The following is a 20072-nucleotide window of genomic DNA, read 5'->3' as shown; positions in this document are numbered from 1 at the left end:
CGTTATGGCTGAGGACACAAATACCAAGAATGTGATCATTAAAAATGATCCTGCTTTTCCACCGGAACTGGATTTCGAAAAGTTGCGGAGCGAAGGCATCGACTACCTGGGAAAACTTTCCGGCAAAATATGGACCGATCATAACGCGCATGATCCGGGTATCACCATCCTGGAAGTGTTGTGTTATTCCCTGTTGGATATGGGCTACCGTACCAGTTTGCCGCTGGAAGACCTGCTCACCATGAACCCCGCAGGAAACGGGAAGGAAGATAATTTCTTCACACCGGCAAAGATCCTCACCGTTAACCCGCTTACCATTACTGACTACCGCAAACTGCTCACCGATATCGATGGCGTAAGGAACGCCTGGCTGGAAATTGCTACCAATATCCCGCCGGAAGTACATTGGTTTGGAAATGAAGGATTGGAATGCCGCAGCCGAAATCCGCAGCTGGCCGCCAGCGGGGAAGATATCTCCCTGCTGGAACTGAACGGGCTCTATAACATTTTTATTGAACCCGAAACACTGCCGGACGACAGCCAGGAGAGGGCAAAGGCCCTGGCCGACCTGAAAGAACGCATCCGCAAGGCATTGATGGCACACCGTAATTTGTGTGAGGATTTTTATAAGATCACCATCCTGTGTCATGAAGAGATTGGCGTATGCACCGAAATTCAGCTGGAGGAAGATGCCGATGTAACCACCGTTCTCAACGAACTGGTACTTCAGTTATATCATCTCTTTTCTCCCCGCGTTACCTTTTATACCCTGCAACAGATGCTGGAAGAAAAAAGGGTGACGATGGAAGATATTTTTGCCGGCAGGGCCTATGCTGCCGGGAGTCATGGTTTCATTGACACTGCCGAACTGGAAGCAATCAAACCTCTCCGGGAAATCCGCGTATCAGATGTATATCATGTAATGTTTGACGTGCCGGGTGTATCCACTATTTCCGGTCTTAGTATAGCCGGCTACGTTACAGGCGACAATACACCCGTAGCCAGCACGCACGGCACTGCCTGGATTCTGCCTTTGCTGGATGGCCACCTGCCGCTGCTGTCGCTGGTTTACAGCCGGTTTGTGTTTAAACGCGGCAGTGCCACGTTTACTTTTGATGGTACCAACCTGCAGCAATATTTAAATGCTTCGCTGCTGAATGGTACCAAAGTATGGTATGATCAATCGTCCGCATATCTTGATCATGGAGTGCCTTCCGGTTTTTACAGGGAAGACCTCGGCAATTACTATTCCCTGCAACGCGATTTTCCACGGGTATATGGCATCGGCAACGGAGAACTGGGCAACGATGCTTCGCCTCAGCGTAAAGTACAGGCGTGGCAGCTGAAAGGCTTCCTGTTGTTCTTTGACCAGCTCCTGTCCAACTACCTGGCGCAATTGCAGCACCTGCGCGACCTGTTCTCTATGTCGCCGGATGCGCCCGCACAAACGTATTTCAGCGGCGCCGTTACCGATGTTCCGGATCTCGATAAACTATTGCGTTTCCAGCAGGGCGGATTCTATGCCGATCTTGGCTGGAAACAAAATGATACCCTCATGCTGCCGGTTGGAAAAGAACTGCTCAACGAACTACATACAGGCGTTACCGTTAAGAAGGATGTGATTCAGCGCTGGCGTAATAAATACTACCCCTTCGATTATCTCTCTGCACGGAATACCGCAGTGGAACAGCTTTTACTGGATATGAGCCACCAGGGTAATGCCGCCAACATCACCACCTATCTCTATGGCGACGGCTGCTGGTGCTTTGTCATAGCCACTCCCGGAAGGGAATATGTATTGCTCGGATGCCGCTATTATCCCTCTCAGCAAAAAGCAAAAGAGGCAGCGCAATCCGCCATATTCCTCGCAGCATACCCGGAAAACCTCCGTTCATTCGGATTTAAGAATGCTGCCAATAAAGACCAGTATGCGTTTGATGTGGTATTCAGCCTGGCCGATTACCAGGGCTACCTGCAAAAGATCGTGGAAGATAAAACCCTGTATCAGCAACGCCGCGAAACCATGCTCAATCACCTGCTCAGTCGTTTTGCAGAAACATTCACTGATTATGCGTTGGTGTTATATGGTATCAGCGACCGGCAACAGGCTGCGGAAAAGGGTTTGCGCGTCAAAGCAAACTTTCTTTCTTCCTATGATAAATTAAGCAGGAACCGCGGTAAAGCCTACGACTACCGCGTTAACAAATGGAATACGGCCAATACTTCCGGCTACGAACAACGGGTGAATGCGTTGGCAGGTATAGAAAGAAGTGACCGTCATTATTTGTGTCCGTTTATTGTTGGCCCTTATGAAACTTTTTTTTATGCAGAAATAAAAGATGCGGATAACCAGGTGCTGTTCAGAACAAGTAACTATGTTACAAAGGAAGATGCCTCTGCCGCACTGATCCATCTTGCGCAACAATTAAAACACCCGGAACAGCTGATCCGCACAGATGATCCTGTGCAGGGGAAGTTCGGTTTACAGGTTCCATTGTCAGCAGGTAAGGCATTCCTTGCATCTCCCGCAGCTTCACCGGAAGAACGTGAGAGCCGGTTGCTGCAGTTACAGGAACATTTTACGCAGCAGCCGCTGAATGGCACAGCAGAAATCAGCCGGTATGATCATTTTATTGAAGTGGCCGATCCCACCGGGAAACCGTTGCTGCATTCAAATGAGGCATTTCCCGATCAGCAAAAGGCTATAGCTGCCACAGATGCTTTGCTGGTGGAAGTGAAGGACACTGACTGGAACATTCCGCCAACAGTGGACTTACCGGTATTGCAGTTGCTGCCCGTAAACGCCACACACACCACTTTTATTAATCTTGCTGCCTTCCAGGCAGATAATATCCAGCAGAAAGGTGGAAAATTACAGGTGCAGATCAGCATCGAAGAAGATGCGTTCATTATGTTCACTTCTGCATCGCCCGTGAAAAATGAGCAGCAGGCTACGGAAGAATTTCACCTGCTCCTGCAACTGGCCGCTACTCCGGCGGGTTACCTGGTACGGCAAACCACCGATGGCAGGTATGAAGTGGTACTGGTAGAACGCAGTAATGTAAAAGCGATGCACCCTGCTTTATTCGATGAAGAGCTGCAGGCCGATAACACCGTACTGCATATACAACAGATTGTACAGGCACAACTATACCAGGTGTCTTATTCAAAACAGCCGGCAGCATGGAAATATAAAGTACAGCTGCAGGGCATGGAAGGAAAGCCTTACCTGTTTAACAGCGAAGAAGAATATTCCACAGAAGAGCTGGCAAAAGCAGAAATGGATACTTTTATAGCATCGCTGGATCAGCTGGAACTGAAGGCAGAAAAGGGAGTCAAACCCGTTTTGCTGCATGCCGGCTTAAATAAAAAGATCATCATGCCTGCGGCAGCGGCAGCCGGTAAACTACAGAGTGCTTTATCACTCGCACAGTTGAGAAGCGGCGCAGCTCCGGCGGACATCGGTTCCTATATTCATAGCACCACTGTTAACGCAGAAGGGGCCTTTGTATACCGCGTGATCAATAAAACCGGTTGCTTTGCCCGGTTCCCCAAAACCTTTGCAGACAAAGCGCCGGCCACCGATCGACTGGCAGCCTTGCGGAGCCGCAACCAGCAGGGGATCGATTACCTGGAAATATGTATGGGAGGAGAAGAAGTGGTTACCTGCGTGAAAGATCCGCAAACACAGGCCGTTAGCTACTATTATGTGATCCGCGGCATTGAAAAGAGCTATCATTCACCCGTCTATCCAAAAACAGAAACCGAATATTTCCGCAGTTATAAATCTTACAGATCTTCTGCAGAAGCACTGGCCGCATTCCGGCAACAATACCTGCAACTGGTACACCTGGCGGGCAATCCCGCTGCCTGGGGCAGCAGTATTATCCTGGAAGGCGATCCGTTAACAGATATCATTCCGTTAGCCGTTGTACCCGCAGATACTATTACCCAGTTTGGCGGAAAAGCCCAGCTGCTGGATATTGTGCCGCATATCATGCGGAGTTTCCCTTATCATTGGCTGAGTAATGTACAGCGACTACGGGTAAGCCTGTACGATATTACCAAAAGAGAAAAGATCTGGAAACTCTGCAACGGCTTTGTGGATATGGCCGCTGCCAGCGAAGCGCTGAAACTATTCCTGGCATTGGCCCGGTATGCCGGTAACAGCGGCGTACGGCTCAATGAAACGAGTTGCCGCTACCAGGTAGTAATGAATGAAGTACTATTGGAAGGTACCCAACATTATAATTCCCCGGAAGATGCATGGGGTACCGCCACGAAAAATGCCAAGGGTGATTACGTGTACACCGGGCTGGAACTATTGCTGGACGCTACCCGCCGGGGCAACAGCGCTTATTACGGATATGTAAAAGACGATGGCTGTTACAGTTTTAAAGCGGTGAAGAAAGGCTACCGGCTGGCAGTACATCCCTATGAATACAACACGGAAGATATCAGGGCCAAATACCTGCAACAACTACAAATGATCGGGCTGAAGCTCGGCAAAAGCTGCCAGGTATCCCTTGAAATAAAACCTTATTACGCGGGTAACTATTTCCAGCTGCAGTTAATAGTCAGCGGTGAAGTGATATTGGTATCCGGGCAGCAATACACGTCGGGTACCAATGCAGGAAGGGCGCAGGACGACTGGCTGTTTGAAGTGCTATCGTTGTTGTGGAAAGATGGCAACTACTCCCTGAACACCACGACCAACCGGTTTGAACTGCAGAATGGTAACGTAGTGAGCGGCTATTTCAATCCATCAGGCGATGCTGTACTATCAGTGGATGACATGAAAGAATGGAAAACAAAATTGCAACAAGGCGCGCTTTATTACCCGGTGCGTCGTGTAAAAACAGCCTTTGGCTACAGTTACTCTTTCCGTTTGTATCACGATGATTTCATTCCGGAAGAACCCTTACCGGATGAAAACGGGGGATGCGCCTGTGATGCGCCGCCACCGGTACGTAAACCCGGCGCCATCATCTGGGAAAGTGCAGAACAGTATGAATGCCTGAATGCCGCCATCAAGGGCTTTTACCGGTTCTGCGTGGCATTGTCGGTTCCGGATAATTACAAATCCACTCTTGGCGAAGGTTGTGGCCCGTTTGGCATTGAACTGGTAGACGGCACTTACGTGCTCGCCGCCAATCCGCAGTGTTATCCCACCTTGCCTGCAATGGAAGATGCTATTGAGCGCACGTCCGCAGCCGTTAATGATGAAGGCATGCATGTAGTGGAACACATCCTGCTCCGGCCACGTGTAGCGGACGATTGCCAGTGTTTACTGCCGGTGAAACCTGAACCGCTTTGCAGGCTGCCCTGGGAAGAAGAAGTGGTAGGCTATGATGTAGATCCGGAAGATGCGGTGTTTGAAACAACCGTGGTTCCGTTTACGGATCCTTATTCCTTTGTGGCCACCATTGTGTTGCCGGGCTGGCCCGTGCGTTTCCGCAATACCAGCACCCGCGCCATGATGGAAAACCTGCTCCGGAAAGAAGCGCCTGCGCATGTGCTGCTGAACATATTGTGGCTCCGGCCACGCAGCTTCTGCGAGTTTGAAACCCTTTACCGCCGCTGGTTACAGCACCTCGCATGTAAACCTGTTTGCGGCGATGATGCACATATTCAATGCTGCCTGATCTGTTACCTCTTCGGACAAACCGATATCATGGATGCAGTACCTGATACTGCTACGGATCCCGATTGCGAACAAATCACGCCATCCTGCTTTGACGATAACAGGCAGAATAGATTACCCGAATCTGATTTCGGTGATTGGATCAATCGCCTGTTCCGCAAAAGCTGCGACATGCAGGAGATAGATTGTCTCTCTAATGAAAGCACGCCGCCTCCCGGAATAATCCTGGCTGATAAACGGAACATCGCACCGGCAGTAGCACCACCACAACTGGCGGCAGCTGTTACCACACACAGAAGCAATTCGCCGGAAGATGTGTTGCTGCGCGACCGGAAAGGCCGTCAACGTATTTCAAAATACAAACAACAGATCCTGCCGGTAGATGCCGATAATATTGTAGACACGGAAGCATATGACCGCACCGGTAAATTTATGGAAGCCGGTCCGCTGAATATGCATAAATACAATACGCTGGCCGACTTCTTACTAAAAAATATACCGGCCGGGAAAAAAGCAGCTACAAGTGAACAGGCGCTCCTGCTGCGCAATGCCACCTGGCTTTGCCTGGATCAGCTTCTGCTGCGGGCGCCGGTAAGCATTGCCGCGCACGAAAAGAAACAGCTGCAGCAAATACTGCGCAGAATGAAAGACAAAGGAATCAACCTGACGGCACTGGCAAAAGACTGGAAACCGGAAGACCTGATATCTGACGAAAATGAAGACCTCGTAGCACAATGCCTGCGATGGATGAAATAAATAATCATGTTGCATAAGATCCGTAAACAAACACTCCTGCTGACAGTGCATAACAAAGACACTGTTTTTACCTGGCAACACCAGGTAACAGCGCTGTATTGGAATAAGATCATCCCTGCACTGGAGAAGCTGTTCGACAATCACAGCAGCGACGACACGGTTATTTATATAGACCGCCTCGAAATTGACCTGGGAAAAATTAAGGCGGCCGATCTTAATAATGATCATTACGTGGCCCTGCTGCTGGAAAAAATGACCGCCGCATTAGCCACGCTCCACGTAAAAGAAACGCCGCGTAAATCCCTGCCGGAGCACACCTTTGATCAGTGGCGCTACTACATGGAACATGGCACACTTCCCTGGAATGCCGCACGGCCCGGTGATGTGTGGTACCAGCAGGTATTACAGCTATTGGCTACCAGTTACGAGGCTATTACCACGCTGCGCAAACAGCTGTTGAATAGCCCGGATTATCTCCGGCGCATCCTGATGCAGCACTCGACGGAATTTATTACGCAGCTGCTGGCCATCATCACCGCCAAAAAGCAGGACAGCTGGATACCCATAATCCATCAGCTCTATGACGCCTATCGCCTGCTGCAGCTCACGCACAAAGGCGGCATGAGCCGCCGCGCTTTTGAACAGGCATGCTGGCACGAATTGTTAGTACAGGCAGCAAAGAACCCAACAGTAAGCGAATCCGCACAAATGAGTGGGCTGTTGATCCGGCAGCCGGTATTTGTTACGCAGATCCGGGAACTGATAACGGTATGCCGCAATAACAGCTGGGATAAATTATTAGCTGCCGCTACTTCTTTTAACCTGCAACATACCGCAGCGCTGCAAAACAAACAGGCGGATACACCATTAGCCAATGAGCCTTCCGCTGATATGGAAACAGATATATCTGAAGAAGAAATATCAGAAGCCGCTACCGGCGCCCCTACTTATTACGTGGTAAATGCCGGGATCATTTTGTTGCATCATTGGTTGCTGCCCATGTTCCGTCAGCTGGAATGGACCGATGGTAAACGGTTACTCAATGCTGCGTGTAAGCAGCAGGCCATTATGTTGCTGCATTACATGGCAACAGGCGAAACGGAAGCGGACGAGTTTGAAGTAGTATTGCCAAAACTATTGTGCGGCTGGCCGCTGAAAAGGCCGCTGGATACGAAGCTGGCGCCAACAGAAGAAGCGATGGAAGAAGCTGACGGACTGATAGAAAATGCCATCAGCCACTGGAAGGCATTAAAAAATATTTCTGCAGATGGGTTACGGGAAGGGTTCCTGCAAAGGCCCGGAAGATTGATCACCGGCACTGATAAGCATCAGCTGCAAATGGAGTCGGATACCATTGATATCCTGCTGGACCGTTTGCCCTGGAACATCAGTATCATCAAGTTAAAGTGGATGAAAGTACTGCTGCATGTGCAATGGAGATAAGTTCCTTAAATCAGCATAATCCGCAAAAAATAAAATCAAGCTAATCAGTATAATCAGCGTAATCAGTGAGAAATACAAAATCCGCACAGCCCGCAAATATGCAAAGAGAGGCCGCATCGCCCGCCTCCGGCCTTAAACAGCCGGCAGCAACCCCTTTCTGGGGGAAGCCCGCTGCGCAACCTTTTTTCCAGCCCACCATCCAACGTAAATGTGCTCATTGCGAAGAAGAGGAAAAGAAAAACAACGTGCAGCGGAAGGAAGCCTCCCCGGCTGCCATCTCCCCAACAGCAGTAGAAAGTAATATCAACAGCACCAAAGGACAGGGAGAAGGATTGAAAGGAGATACCCTGCATGAAATGAACGGCGCTTTTGGCGCAGATTTCAGTAAAGTGAAGATTCATACCGGTAACAATGCAGCAGGACTTAACCGCCAGCTGAATGCACAGGCGTTTACCACCGGCAATGATATTTATTTTAATGAAGGAAAATATGCTCCCGGCAGCAGCTCCGGTAAACACCTGCTGGCGCATGAGCTGACACATACTTTACAACAGGGACAAGGAACAACAGGCATAGCACGGGAGGTAGCTCCGGTGAAAGAACATGGTGACTTGTCGCAGGTGCCTGCAGGACTGGCCTGTCCCGTGGATACCAGTACTCCGAGGGTGGAAGACAGCTATCCCTTCACCGTATCTTCTTCCGGCTTATCACCTGCCAACCAGCGGCTGATCAGTGGATTTGCTGCTAACTGGCATCGTCTCGGCGCCAGTGCTACGGTGAGGATAGATGGTTTTGCCAGTGTGGATGGTTCCGATGCGTTCAACTGGGGGCTGTCGTGCCAACGCGCACAGGCGGTAAGAGATGAGATGATCACTCCAGCTGATGGCAGCCCCGGAATTGGCGCAGGGTTTATTTCCATTTTTGCACATGGGGAAACCAATCACTTTTCCCGCACCGATCCGGTGGCCAACAGGGTAGCCGTTATCAGTTCGGTAGTGCCTGTACCGCCGCCACCGCCGCCTGGTCCAACGCCCCCCGTTGTTCCTGAAAGAAAATGCGGCCCAAATGTTACCACGGAAATAGCACGGGTATGGGCACAGGTGCAAAGTAATTTCAATAGCTGGGGATTCACGGATAAATTGAATGCCTGCCGTTATCTCATTCAACCTGTGATTGTGGGCAGTGGCGGACCAGAACTGAATAAAGATGCATTTGATACATTCGGTTTATTCCTGAATACCGCCGGCTGGACACAACAAGGCCCTTATCATCCGCCATGCGGCGTACCCGGATCAACCGGCGATCCTTGCTGGCCACGGGATCCATTGCATGAAGCAGACGACGTATGTTCCAATACCGTGCAAACAGGAAGTGGTTGCTGGAAATCAGGTACCGTGAATTATGGTACCTATGGTATCATGATGCGGCTGTGCAACGGTTTTATTTCCCCGATCGGATTTTTGCCGCCGCCATTTGGCATGTTGAGCGGCGCATTCTCTTACGCTTCTATGGTGGCGCTGATCACCGCCTATAAGCTATACGACCGCGAAAATCCAATGGACCCCATTGCCTGGGCCAGCGCTACTTATAATGGCGGACCATCAGGCGTGCCATCCGGTGGTAACAAACCCAATTGCCCGGCTACCTGTAACGTACCATTTACAACCCCTTCATTCGATTACGTATGGGAACCCGTAAGACAACGTTCATCACTGAACGGCGCGCCTTACGCATACCCCTGTACAACGCCGTAATGAAGACGACTTAAATAGTATTGCATGAAAAAATCTCCGAAAACAGTTAAAAACAAAACTGCAGAAAATGATAAACCTTTTTTCAGTAAAGCTGAAAACGGGGAGTCTTTTTTCAGCAAACCCGGAGACAATACGCTGCAACTGCAACCGGCGGATACAAAAGCCAAAGATGCCGTACCTGCTGCAGCCGTGGCTGATGCGTGCAAGGCCGGCAGCACGCCGGAATCCAAATGGGCCAACGATAACCCTGGACAGGTATTTGGTGTGGAAGATGGATCCGCCGGAAAAACACAAAGCAATGAACTTATTTTCTGGAACTATTGTGTGGGAGAAGCAGCCATGCGTACCGCCCACCGCGAACGGCTAAACGAAGTGGCCGACCGCTGGGTGGAGATATTGAAAAAAGACAGCGCCCTGAAAGTAAAACTACAGGGCGCTGCCAGCACTTCCGGGAATGCAGACAGTAACAAGGCTCTTGCCGCAGAGCGGGCAGGCATCATCAGGGATTTCCTCATCGCTAAAAAAATTCCCGACAGCCGGATAATTATAGATACTACTTCCAGTCCCAGGAGCCTCGCGCCGGAAACATCGCCGGAAAACCAGGCCCGCAACAGGAGAGTGGAACTGTTCCTGTTCCGCTCCACACCCGTGGTTAATAAACTACCACCCTGGGTAGATGTGCAGGTAGAAAATCTGCTTATTAGCCAGCAGGGTAAACCCACACCCAATCCTCTCTTTGATGAAAGAGAGAATCTTTTTGCCCGCAACCATTTTTCCATGAAGGCATCGGCAGATATCACGCTTACTTCGCTGGGCGGTACCGGCGTCGGTTTTTCGCAGGTACTCACACGGGATACGCTCATGGCGCAATACAGCGACAATGCCGGCCGTACGATGTTGCTGGATTATGGCAACTGCAACCTGTTGCCCTGCAAAGACCTGGAGAATGCTACCAGTCATTTTGCACTTGATGGCCGGAGCATGTTCAATACCGGTCCGGGTACCACCACGGGGAAAGTATCGATTAGCGACCGGCCGGGAGCCGTGTTCCCGCTGCATTATCCCAACTCTAAAACGGGCCCTTTTCACCTCACACATTATTTCTGGATGATGGATTTTGCGGTAATACTTGGCGTTAGAGAAATGGGCGCCTTCATTCCATTGAATCATGCTTTCTGGAGTGTGATCGCTTCGGAGGATGTGGATATTAAAAAGAAATCGGTAAGCGGTTTGGCGCCCGCTTCAATTATAGGTGACTGGCAGCCGGGAATGGCGCCAGGACTGAACCTGGAAGCCATTTATGGCGGGCCTACGTGCAGGTATGTAAGAAGATCGGAACAGAATTCCGGTGAGAGGAATGTATGTAAACCCAATGAAACGATTGAATAAAAGCTTTTAAAAAGTGGCAGCAGTAAATACACAGATACAGCCCCCCGGACTAAAATCTTCTGCACCGCAGCAGCGGGAAGGACCGTTTTTTGGCCCGGCCCCTGTGAAAGATCCTTTCTTTCACAGGAAGCAGCAGCATGGAGAAGAAGACGGTACCCTGCAACGGGAAGCCACCACCAACAACACACCGGATGTAACACCTGCAGTTGAACAACAGCTGTCGCAAAGTAAAGGTGGCGGAGCGCCGCTGCCGGCGCGGCGTAATGAAGAAATGAGCCGCGCCTTTGGTACAGATCTCAGCGGCGTGCGTATCCATGAAGATGCAGGCGCCGCAAACATGAGCAGGCAACTGCAGGCAAAAGCATTTACGCACGGAAAGGATATTTATTTCGGGGCAAATCAGCACAACGACAGCGCTGAAGGCAAGCACCTGCTGGCGCATGAGCTGACCCATGTGGTGCAGCAAAGTCCGGCGCAGATGATTTCCCGCGTGCCATTGCCGTATGTGTATTCCAAATTTAAACTGGAAAATAAAGTAGCGCTTCTTGGCGATGGTACGGCTGCCAACACGGGTATGTCGCTCGGCGAATTCAACAGCTACATACGCCGCCGGGCCGATTGGTTTGCCGCAGCCTCACTAAAAGAGGCCGACCGGAAAGCTTTGTGGAAGATGATCGCCAAAATAGACGAGGGATCACATATACTGGCTGGCGGCGGCGATCTGAAACTAAAAGACCTGATTCCGCTAACACCGGATGAATGGACGAAGCTGGCGGCTTTTGGTAACGGCTGTAACCGGGGCGACACCGTAATAATATTAAACACCACTCCGCCGATAGCACGGCGAATGGCATTAGGCAAAACGATGCTGGAACTGGAAAAGCTGATCAGTGGCAAAGTGATACGCGCAACAGTGTCTGAACTGCAATTGATAGATGTAGAAGCAAGACCTGTTTTGCTGACGAACCTGAAAGATTACTGGAAAGACTTTAGGCCGCACCTGCAAAGGGTATATTCCCCTGGCGCAGGCGCAAGAGGCGCCGAATTTCAAAAGATGATCAATATGTTCACCGGTCTTGCACCGGCTGTTTATATCGGGTTGAAAGGCAAAGTACGCAACCTGCACCGTTTCTCCATTGCGGCGCTCAATAAGTTGTTGTTTAATTATGGTAATACGCTGAAATTACTTCCGCTGCATCTGATCATTCATACCGGTATCGATGCCAGTGCATTCCAGGATGCTGCGCCGAAATTTGAAGATGTGATCATCAATTCACCGAACCTGGTATTGATGCTGGAAGGACAGGATTCAATCGCTGATATTGTTAAAGAAGTACCAAAGATTGCAGCTAAGTATGGCAAGGGCTCTCAGATTGCACAGGTAATCATTGCCGGGCATGGTTCCCCGCATAGTCTTGAACTGGCGGGAACAAGTGCGCCTGCTGTTGTAAAGGGCCGCGTTGATTACACCTCTGAAAGTCTTGATATCAGCAAACCTGCGGAGAAGTTAAAAACACAGGCCCTGCTGGATGTGCTGATCAAAAACCTTGATCCTGCTACCGCCCGGATCGTATTTGCCGGCTGTCTTGTTGGAGCGCACCCGGTACCTACAGGCACCGCTGCGGCCAATGTAGCGCCGTATTTAGCGGCTAATCCCAATGTGGTGGAGTTTACCCGGCAAAGGGCGGCGGCGCTTGGAAAGCCGGTACAGGTAGAAGGTGCCCGTGCATCAGTAGGGCTTTCCGCAACTACTTTGAGGGACCCTGTCAGCAATGATCTTCATATCAACTATCCTTTTGATCCGCAGGCTTTCGGTACAGCCGCGGCTTATCTGGCGGTTGGTCGTGAGCCCGAGGGCATTATGAGGGCGGCGGTGGAAGTAGCGGCTGCAAATCCTGCTACAGCTACGGTGTTGCTGAATGGAAGAAAGGGAATCGCTACCACATCATGGTGGGATGAATGCGTAGTAGCTTTTGTGAAAGTCGCATTGAAAGGATTGGGTCCTAACCCGGTTAGCCTGGCTAAATTGCTGGAATTGGCACAGGTAGCGCAATTCCCGTTCCTTGCAGGCTTCGGAACAAAGTACGGAATATCCGCTGCACACTTTAAAGGCTGGATCAACCGTCTCGCATTTGCAGCGGAGATCTATGATGAAATGCTCAAAACACCATCGATGATGGCGCCGGCAGATACAGATAAACGTATCGGCAGATTTTTGATGGAACAGGGATGGCTCAACTTTGATCCTGCAAGAGCAGGCGCATTCGTGACTTTCCTTGAAGGCGTGCCGTCAGACTTTGTACGGCATATGGAGGTCCATCTTGATGTAGCGATTATCGGTGCGTCGGATGCTACGCTGTTTGCTCCCGCGGCTCCGCATACGCCCGGAAGGATCAGGCTCGCACTGGCGTGGCTTCAAAATGCACCAGGAAACGCATTGGTAAAAGCATTTTTCAAAGATGAGATTTCAAATACTGCCACCGGTCCGGTGCTGTCGCCGCTCGTTACAGCGGAACTGGCAGGCCATCAGCCGGATGAGATCCTCAGACCACTGGGCCGCCTGGCGCCAAGATCTGATAAACCAGGAGATGACCGGCCACTGGCCAATGCACGCATCCCTGGACGGGGATTTAATAACTTACTGATTGATCAGAAAGCATATATCGCAACAGTAACATCACTGAAAAAACTTCCTGTGTACAGAGGACCTGGTCCAAAACACAAAGGCATTGGCTGGGTAAAACCAGGCGATCTGTTACAGGTAGCGGGCTTTACCAATGCCTGGGCTGCATTTGATTTTAATGGCAAACTGGGATATGTAGATAAAACGCAAATTACCCCGCCATAAGCAGGTAACTTTATACAAACACCCCGCGGACAAATGTTGTTATAGGAAGTAGTGCAGCAGTTGCACATCTCCCGGAAACAAAATGATAAAAAGAAAGATGAAGAACTGGAAAACATTAACAGGTAACGGCGGCAACAAACTGGTGCTCAAAAACAACTATATCATAGCTGCTTCGTTGCACCAGGTAGCTGTATGGAAAGAAGATAAGCCACTGCTGCAACATCATACGGATGCGCAGCAGCCGGGCTTTCCAACGCTCATTGGCGATCAGCTGTATTGGGGCGCCGGCATTCTCGACCTGGCCGCCAATGTGCGGCATGAGATCCCCGGTATGCAGGAGGCTATCAGAACAGCAGGAGGACAATACCAGGTGTCTCACGGAAATGAATACACGCCCAATGTTTTTGCATGGGCGCCGGACGGCAGCGCGGTGGCGGTATCAGTGCAATGGATCGGTAAGCCCGGCCCGCCGCCCGCAAAGGTGCTGCTGCTGGACAAAGAAGGCCGCCTGCTGCAAACCCTTTGGGAAGAAAGCAACCTGCCGGTGGCAGCCTTGTATATCAGCGATAAATGGATACTGGCAGGCACACCGCAGTTCCGGGTGTTCGACAAAGAAACTTTTACAGCCACCATCATCCCGGAACAATTGCCCGCCGTGAGAATTGAAATGACGGCAGATGAAAAACAACTGCTGCTGTTACAGCATGATCACATCGGCTTATGGGATACTGTCACAGGAAAGGAAATGAACCGCTGGAAAGGGAACTGGAATGACGCCACCATCACACCGGATGGAAAGTATATAGTAGCTGTTGACTTTGAAGGTAAAACGTTTCTTATCAGCACCGCTGCTCCGCTTGAACAGCAGCAGATAGATGCCCCCGGCGCTATCTTCTCCGTAGCGGCAGACAACGAACGGCTGCTGGCCTTTTTTATGCATGGTGCAGTTGTCAGAATTACTACATTATTATAAATGAAAAGATGATATGTCAACCCCGACAACACTCGTAGTGCAATGGAACCAGCTGGCAGTGGAAGCAATCCGCTGCTCGGCAGTTTCGCCGCCACTGGCCGCCCGCGCACTGGCTATGGTGCATACCGCCATGTACGATGCGTGGACGGCCTATAACCCCTGTGCCATCAGTACCAATACCGGCGCCTATATCAAACGCCCCAAAGAAGAACATAAAGCAGCATATAAACGCAAAGCCTATAGCTACGCCGCTTTTCGCGTGCTCACGGAACTCTTCCGGTTAATATTGCCACCGGAAAATAAAAATATGTTCCACGATATGATGCTGCATCTCGACTATGATCCGGCCATCACCACATTGGATATTTCAAAAGCAGCAGGTATCGGCAACCTCGCCGCCCGCTGCGTTCTGGAAGCTTTTGCCGGCGATGGCGCCAACGCATACGGCACCCTGCAAATGCCTGCCTGGTCGGATTATACAGGCTATAAACCGGTGAATACACCGGAGCAGCTGAAAGAACCGGGCCGCTGGCAACCGCTGCTCATCCCGGATAGCAACGGGCACGTTAAACCGCAACAGTTCCTCACGCCGCATTGGTCGCTGGTACAGCCTTTTGCATTACATCGCCCGGAACAGTTTCGTCCGCCGGCGCCTTATCTGCCCGGTAGTACAGAGTTTCAGCAGCAGGTGGACCAGGTGATCGGACTCAGTGCAGGACTTACGGACCTGCAAAAAGTAATGGCAGAATACTGGTGGGATGGCCCGGGAACCGTAACGCCACCCGGTCACTGGTGCCAGATTGCACAGTATGTATCTAACCGTGATCAGCATTGCAACCACCAGGATCTGAAACTTTTTTTCGCCCTCAGCAACGCACTACTGGATGCCAGTATCGCCTGCTGGGAAAGCAAACGGCACTATGATGCGGTGCGTCCTGTTTCAGCCGTGCGCTATGTGTACAAAGGGCGCACCATAAAGGCCTGGGGCGGCCCCGGGCAGGGCACTAAAGAAATAAAAGGAGAGGAGTGGATGCCATTTCAGCCAGCAGCTGCTATCACGCCTCCCTTTGCAGAATATGTTTCCGGTCACAGTACCTTCAGCAGCGCGGCCGCATACATCCTGGCGCAGTTTACCGGCGGCGATAAACTGGGCGCCACCGTACTATGCAGCAAAGGTAGTTCACTGATAGAACCGGGCCATACCCCTTCACGGGACATCTCATTAAGCTGGAACACTTTTTCGGAAGCGGCCGCACAGGCAGGCATGTCGCGGTTATACAGCGGAATTCATTTTGCGCGCGGCAACCAGGAAGGGCAATACCTCGGTCAGAAAGTAGGAAAGATCGTATGGGAAAAAGCAATGTATTTTTTCAACGGAACATTATGATTAACTGATTTTTTATGACGGTAATATCGTTGGCTATTCAGAAAGGAGGTTCCGGCAAAACCACTACCGCTATTAACCTGGCTGCCGCCTTGCAGCTGGCAGGCAAGAAGGTGTTGCTCGTAGATGCCGATCCCCAGGCGAACCTCACGCAGGCGCTGGGATATGCCGAAGATCCGGCGCAACACCTGTACACCGCATTGAAAAAAGAGATCGCGGGAGAAGAGGCGTTGTTGTCGCAGGTGATCCTTACCTCACCGTGCGGACTGATGCTCATTCCGTCGTCGCTGGACCTGGCAGGTGCAGAGCTGGAGCTGGTAGGCATGTACGGACGCGAGCAGGTGTTTAGCTGGATGCTGAAACCTTTATTGCCGCAGTTTGATTTTATATTGATCGACTGCCCGCCGGCTATCGGGATGCTCACTGTAAATGCACTGGTGGCCAGCGATTACGTATTGCTACCACTACAGGCAGAATTTCTCCCGCTGAAAGGTGTTCGCAGTTTTATGTATCATTTTGAGAATATAAAAAAGAAGCTGAACACCAACCTTGAAGTGCTCGGTATTGTTTTAACCAAGTACGACGACCGTAAATCAATGAACCGGCAGGTGTTAAAACAACTGGAAACGGAATACATCGGCAAAGTGATGGATACTTATATCCGCTCCAATATTCAGCTGGCCAAAGCACAGGAAGCGGGTATGGATATTTTCAGCTTTGATCCGGTTTCGCATGGCGCAAAAGATTACCGCAGACTGGGAGAAGATTTTCTAAGCAGAATAAAATAGTTGGTTATGTTTGATAGTAAACAATCTTTACCCGCCGCCGCTTCCGCGAAAGAACCCTTCTTCAGCGGCGTGCAACAAAAGAAAGAAAATACTTTCTTCCAGGCAAAATTATCCGTGAACACACCCGGAGATGCATTTGAGCGCGAAGCCGACTCCGTAGCCGATAAGGTGGTAAGCGGCGGTGGCGGCACAGGCCCGGTAGTACAGAAAAAAGACATCAGATCCGTACAGCGGCTGGCTACTTCAGAAGCAGAAGAAAAACTAAGCACCAACGACGCCCGCATGCGCCGTGATAAGGATATTCAAACCAAGCCCGAACTGCAACGGAAATGCGCCGCCTGCGAACACGAGGAAGAAGGCAATGTACAAAAGTCCGAAGCAGCGGCAGGAGGAGGCAGTACTTCCGCTACGCCACAGCTCTCCGCACAAATTGAAAACTCCGCTGGCAAAGGCAATCCCATGAGCCGGCAAACGGCGCATGAAATGCAGCACAAATTCGGGGTAGACTTCAGCCATGTTAACATCCATACCGGCGCCTCCGCCATACAAATGAGTAAGGAACTGGGCGCGCAGGCATTTACCCACAAAAATGATGTTTATTTCAATGCAGGAAAATATAATCCTGATACCAGTAACGGGAAGCACCTGCTGGCACATGAATTAACGCATGTGGTACAACAGGGCGCTGCCAAAGAAAAACCAGTCACACAACCGGGAGGGACAAACATATGAGTAAGATCAACAACACGGTATCTCCAAAGAAAACAACCGCGAAACAAAAGATAACGGCAGCGCCCATTGCAGAAACTACCGCGATGGCGCCGGAACTTGCCTATTTGCAGGCATTGATCAATTATCAGCTGGGTACCTACTTTAAAAAAGAAGGCACACCTTCCAAACCGCCTGCCGTACCCGCCAGGACCACCTGGCAAATTGTACGGCCGGAAGCCATGCAGCAAAATAAGTGGAGCGATGAAGAACTTACCTTATTACTGATTGCACTGGTACCGCATATCCTGCCGGAGTTTTATGATACCGCTATCCAGCAATTCCTGCCACAGGCCGGTGAATTTCCGCAACTGGGTGGTGTGCGCGGAAAACAATTCCGCGGCTTCCTGCCCACCGGGGAAACAGCCCTCTTCCTGCTGGCCGGTACCAACTGGAAAAAACGCCTGGAAGTACAGGAACTGTTTGAACCGGATCATGAATTTGCGCTCAAAAGAATATTATGGCTGGAAGATGTGCAGGCAGCGGAGCCCCTGATGAGCGCCCGCATCATGATGGACATCGACTATGTAAATCTCTTTATAAAAGGAAAACCCGGGAGGCCGCATTTCAGTATGAGCTTTCCCGCGCGGCTCATTGCTACAGCACTTACCTGGAACGACCTGGTGCTGGATGAATCCATTATGGTACAGATCCGGGAACTGGAAACATGGCTGCATCACAACGATCAGCTGATGAACGAATGGGGCATGAAGCATAAGCTGAAGAAAGGCTACCGTGCATTGTTCTATGGCCCTCCCGGTACAGGCAAAACTTTCACGGCCAGCTTACTGGGTAAATATACCGGCAGGGATGTATATAAAATTGACCTGTCGATGGTGGTATCCAAATACATCGGGGAAACAGAAAAGAACCTCGAAACACTTTTTGCAAAAGCTGCCGACAAAGGCTGGATCATTTTCTTTGATGAAGCAGACGCGTTGTTTGGTAAACGCACCAGCGTAAGGGATGCACACGATAAATACGCCAACCAGGAAGTATCTTACCTGCTGCAGCGGATAGAAGATTTTAATGGCCTGGTAATACTGGCTACCAACATGAAAAATAATATTGACGACGCCTTTATCCGTCGCTTCAATGCCATCATACAATTCCAGGTGCCCGGAGAACGGGAGAGGGCAGCTATCTGGCAGAAAACCTTCCCGCCAAACGTAAAGTTCCTGGATGAAGAAGATATTCCGGGTAAAGTGAAAAAGTATGAAATCACCGGCGGAAATATTATCAATGTAGTACAATATGCCTGCCTGAAAGCGCTGGAACGTAAGTCAGCACTGGTTTCCCTGGATGATGTGGTAAACGGCATCCGGAAAGAAATGAACAAAGAAGGAAGATCGTTTATTATCTGATATCCGTGTAAGTGAACTGCACTACATTTTCCGGCGTACCGCCGGTAGCACGGTAAAACTCTACAGCATGTACATCGGTGGCTACTGCCTGTACAAAAAAAGTGGCGTAGTTATTCTTCCTGCAGTAGTCCGCGAAGGCGGAAAGTAAATGTTTGCCAACACCCTTTCTCTGAAAGTCGGTATGCACCGCAAAGTCATACACATATATCTCTGCAGCGCGTGCGTAACAGGAGGGCAGTACATAGGCAGTAAGCCCGCCTATAACGGCATTTTCATGCATGGCGGTATACATAATCAGATCGTCTCCGTTCAACAGGTTTTTGAGATAGCTCTTATCGGGCATATGGAAATGCTGCGTGTCAAATACTGCTTCATATACCTGGAGCAATTCTACAAATTCGGCGAGGTGATGCGTAGTTAACCGCTGCGTGGTAATATTCATGGCTATTAAAAACTATCTCACTGAACCGGGGCCGTGGCAAATGGGATTGATGGGCTTTGGCGAATGCCTGCCCTATGAAGAAAATAAAGTAAGCCTGGATCATAGCATTAAAGACGCCTGGGGCCAGCCGGTGCTGCAATTCAACTGCGAATTCAAAGACAATGAACGGCAGATGCGCAAAGACATGGACCAGGACGCCGCCGCCATGCTGGAAGCCGCCGGGTTAAAAAATGTAACGCCTTTTAACCGGGACTCCTACCCGGGAATGGCCATTCACGAAATGGGCACGGCACGCATGGGCAAAGATCCACGCACTTCCGTACTGAATGAATGGAACCAGGTACATGCTGCCAAAAATATTTTTGTAACAGACGTGGCCTGCATGACATCTTCCGCCTGTCAGAATCCATCACTGACATACATGGCGCTCACTGCAAGGGCCGCGGATTACGCCGTGAAGGAACTAAAACGGCAGCAATTGTAGATTAACTTTTTATTAAGCCGGTAGAAATCTTCTGT

General features: G+C 50.4%; 12 protein-coding genes. 11 read left to right on the top strand and 1 reads right to left on the bottom strand.

Annotated elements, in window-relative coordinates; all coding sequences use genetic code 11:
- Window positions 1-4: 4 nt before the first annotated feature.
- From ACMXI2_RS13770 to ACMXI2_RS13725, 10 genes are all read left to right on the top strand, one after another.
- Window positions 5-6400: a hypothetical protein gene (locus ACMXI2_RS13770; protein WP_483782140.1), complete on the top strand. Its 6396-nt coding sequence runs from the start codon at window positions 5-7 to the stop codon at window positions 6398-6400.
- Between the two features lie 6 nt (window positions 6401-6406).
- On the top strand, window positions 6407-7843 hold the full coding sequence (locus ACMXI2_RS13765; protein WP_483782139.1) for a contractile injection system tape measure protein: 1437 nt from the start codon (window positions 6407-6409) through the stop codon (window positions 7841-7843).
- A 65-nt stretch (window positions 7844-7908) separates the two neighbouring features.
- Window positions 7909-9597: an eCIS core domain-containing protein gene (locus ACMXI2_RS13760; RefSeq protein ID WP_483782138.1), complete on the top strand. Its 1689-nt coding sequence runs from the start codon at window positions 7909-7911 to the stop codon at window positions 9595-9597.
- A gap of 24 nt (window positions 9598-9621) precedes the next feature.
- Window positions 9622-10986: an OmpA family protein gene (locus ACMXI2_RS13755; RefSeq protein ID WP_483782137.1), complete on the top strand. Its 1365-nt coding sequence runs from the start codon at window positions 9622-9624 to the stop codon at window positions 10984-10986.
- A gap of 13 nt (window positions 10987-10999) precedes the next feature.
- On the top strand, window positions 11000-13834 hold the full coding sequence (locus ACMXI2_RS13750; protein WP_483782136.1) for an eCIS core domain-containing protein: 2835 nt from the start codon (window positions 11000-11002) through the stop codon (window positions 13832-13834).
- A 97-nt stretch (window positions 13835-13931) separates the two neighbouring features.
- Entirely contained in the window at window positions 13932-14807 is an 876-nt protein-coding gene (locus ACMXI2_RS13745) for a WD40 repeat domain-containing protein (protein WP_483782135.1), read from the top strand.
- Window positions 14808-14820: 13 nt separating this feature from the next.
- Window positions 14821-16194, top strand: coding sequence for a vanadium-dependent haloperoxidase (locus ACMXI2_RS13740; RefSeq protein ID WP_483782134.1), 1374 nt, complete (start codon window positions 14821-14823; stop codon window positions 16192-16194).
- Between the two features lie 14 nt (window positions 16195-16208).
- Window positions 16209-16979: a ParA family protein gene (locus tag ACMXI2_RS13735; protein ID WP_483782133.1), complete on the top strand. Its 771-nt coding sequence runs from the start codon at window positions 16209-16211 to the stop codon at window positions 16977-16979.
- A 6-nt stretch (window positions 16980-16985) separates the two neighbouring features.
- Entirely contained in the window at window positions 16986-17711 is a 726-nt protein-coding gene (locus tag ACMXI2_RS13730; RefSeq protein ID WP_483782132.1) for an eCIS core domain-containing protein, read from the top strand.
- Window positions 17708-19111 (top strand): ATP-binding protein, encoded by a 1404-nt coding sequence (locus ACMXI2_RS13725; protein WP_483782131.1) that lies wholly within the window; start codon window positions 17708-17710, stop codon window positions 19109-19111. Before ACMXI2_RS13730 ends, ACMXI2_RS13725 begins: the two co-directional genes overlap by 4 nt.
- Here the strand turns inward: ACMXI2_RS13725 and ACMXI2_RS13720 are convergent.
- Window positions 19104-19553, bottom strand: coding sequence for a GNAT family N-acetyltransferase (locus tag ACMXI2_RS13720; RefSeq protein WP_483782130.1), 450 nt, complete (start codon window positions 19551-19553; stop codon window positions 19104-19106). The genes ACMXI2_RS13725 and ACMXI2_RS13720 overlap by 8 nt on opposite strands.
- Here ACMXI2_RS13720 and ACMXI2_RS13715 point away from each other — a divergent pair.
- Window positions 19552-20037, top strand: a complete 486-nt coding sequence (locus tag ACMXI2_RS13715; protein WP_483782129.1) for a GMC family oxidoreductase — start codon at window positions 19552-19554, stop codon at window positions 20035-20037. The genes ACMXI2_RS13720 and ACMXI2_RS13715 overlap by 2 nt on opposite strands.
- The last annotated feature ends 35 nt before the right edge of the window (window positions 20038-20072 follow it).

This window comes from Chitinophaga sp. G7 BAM 1005 (assembly GCF_057126945.1).
The sequence above is the reverse complement of the archived record's forward strand: the minus strand, read 5'-3'. Positions and strand labels throughout refer to the sequence as shown.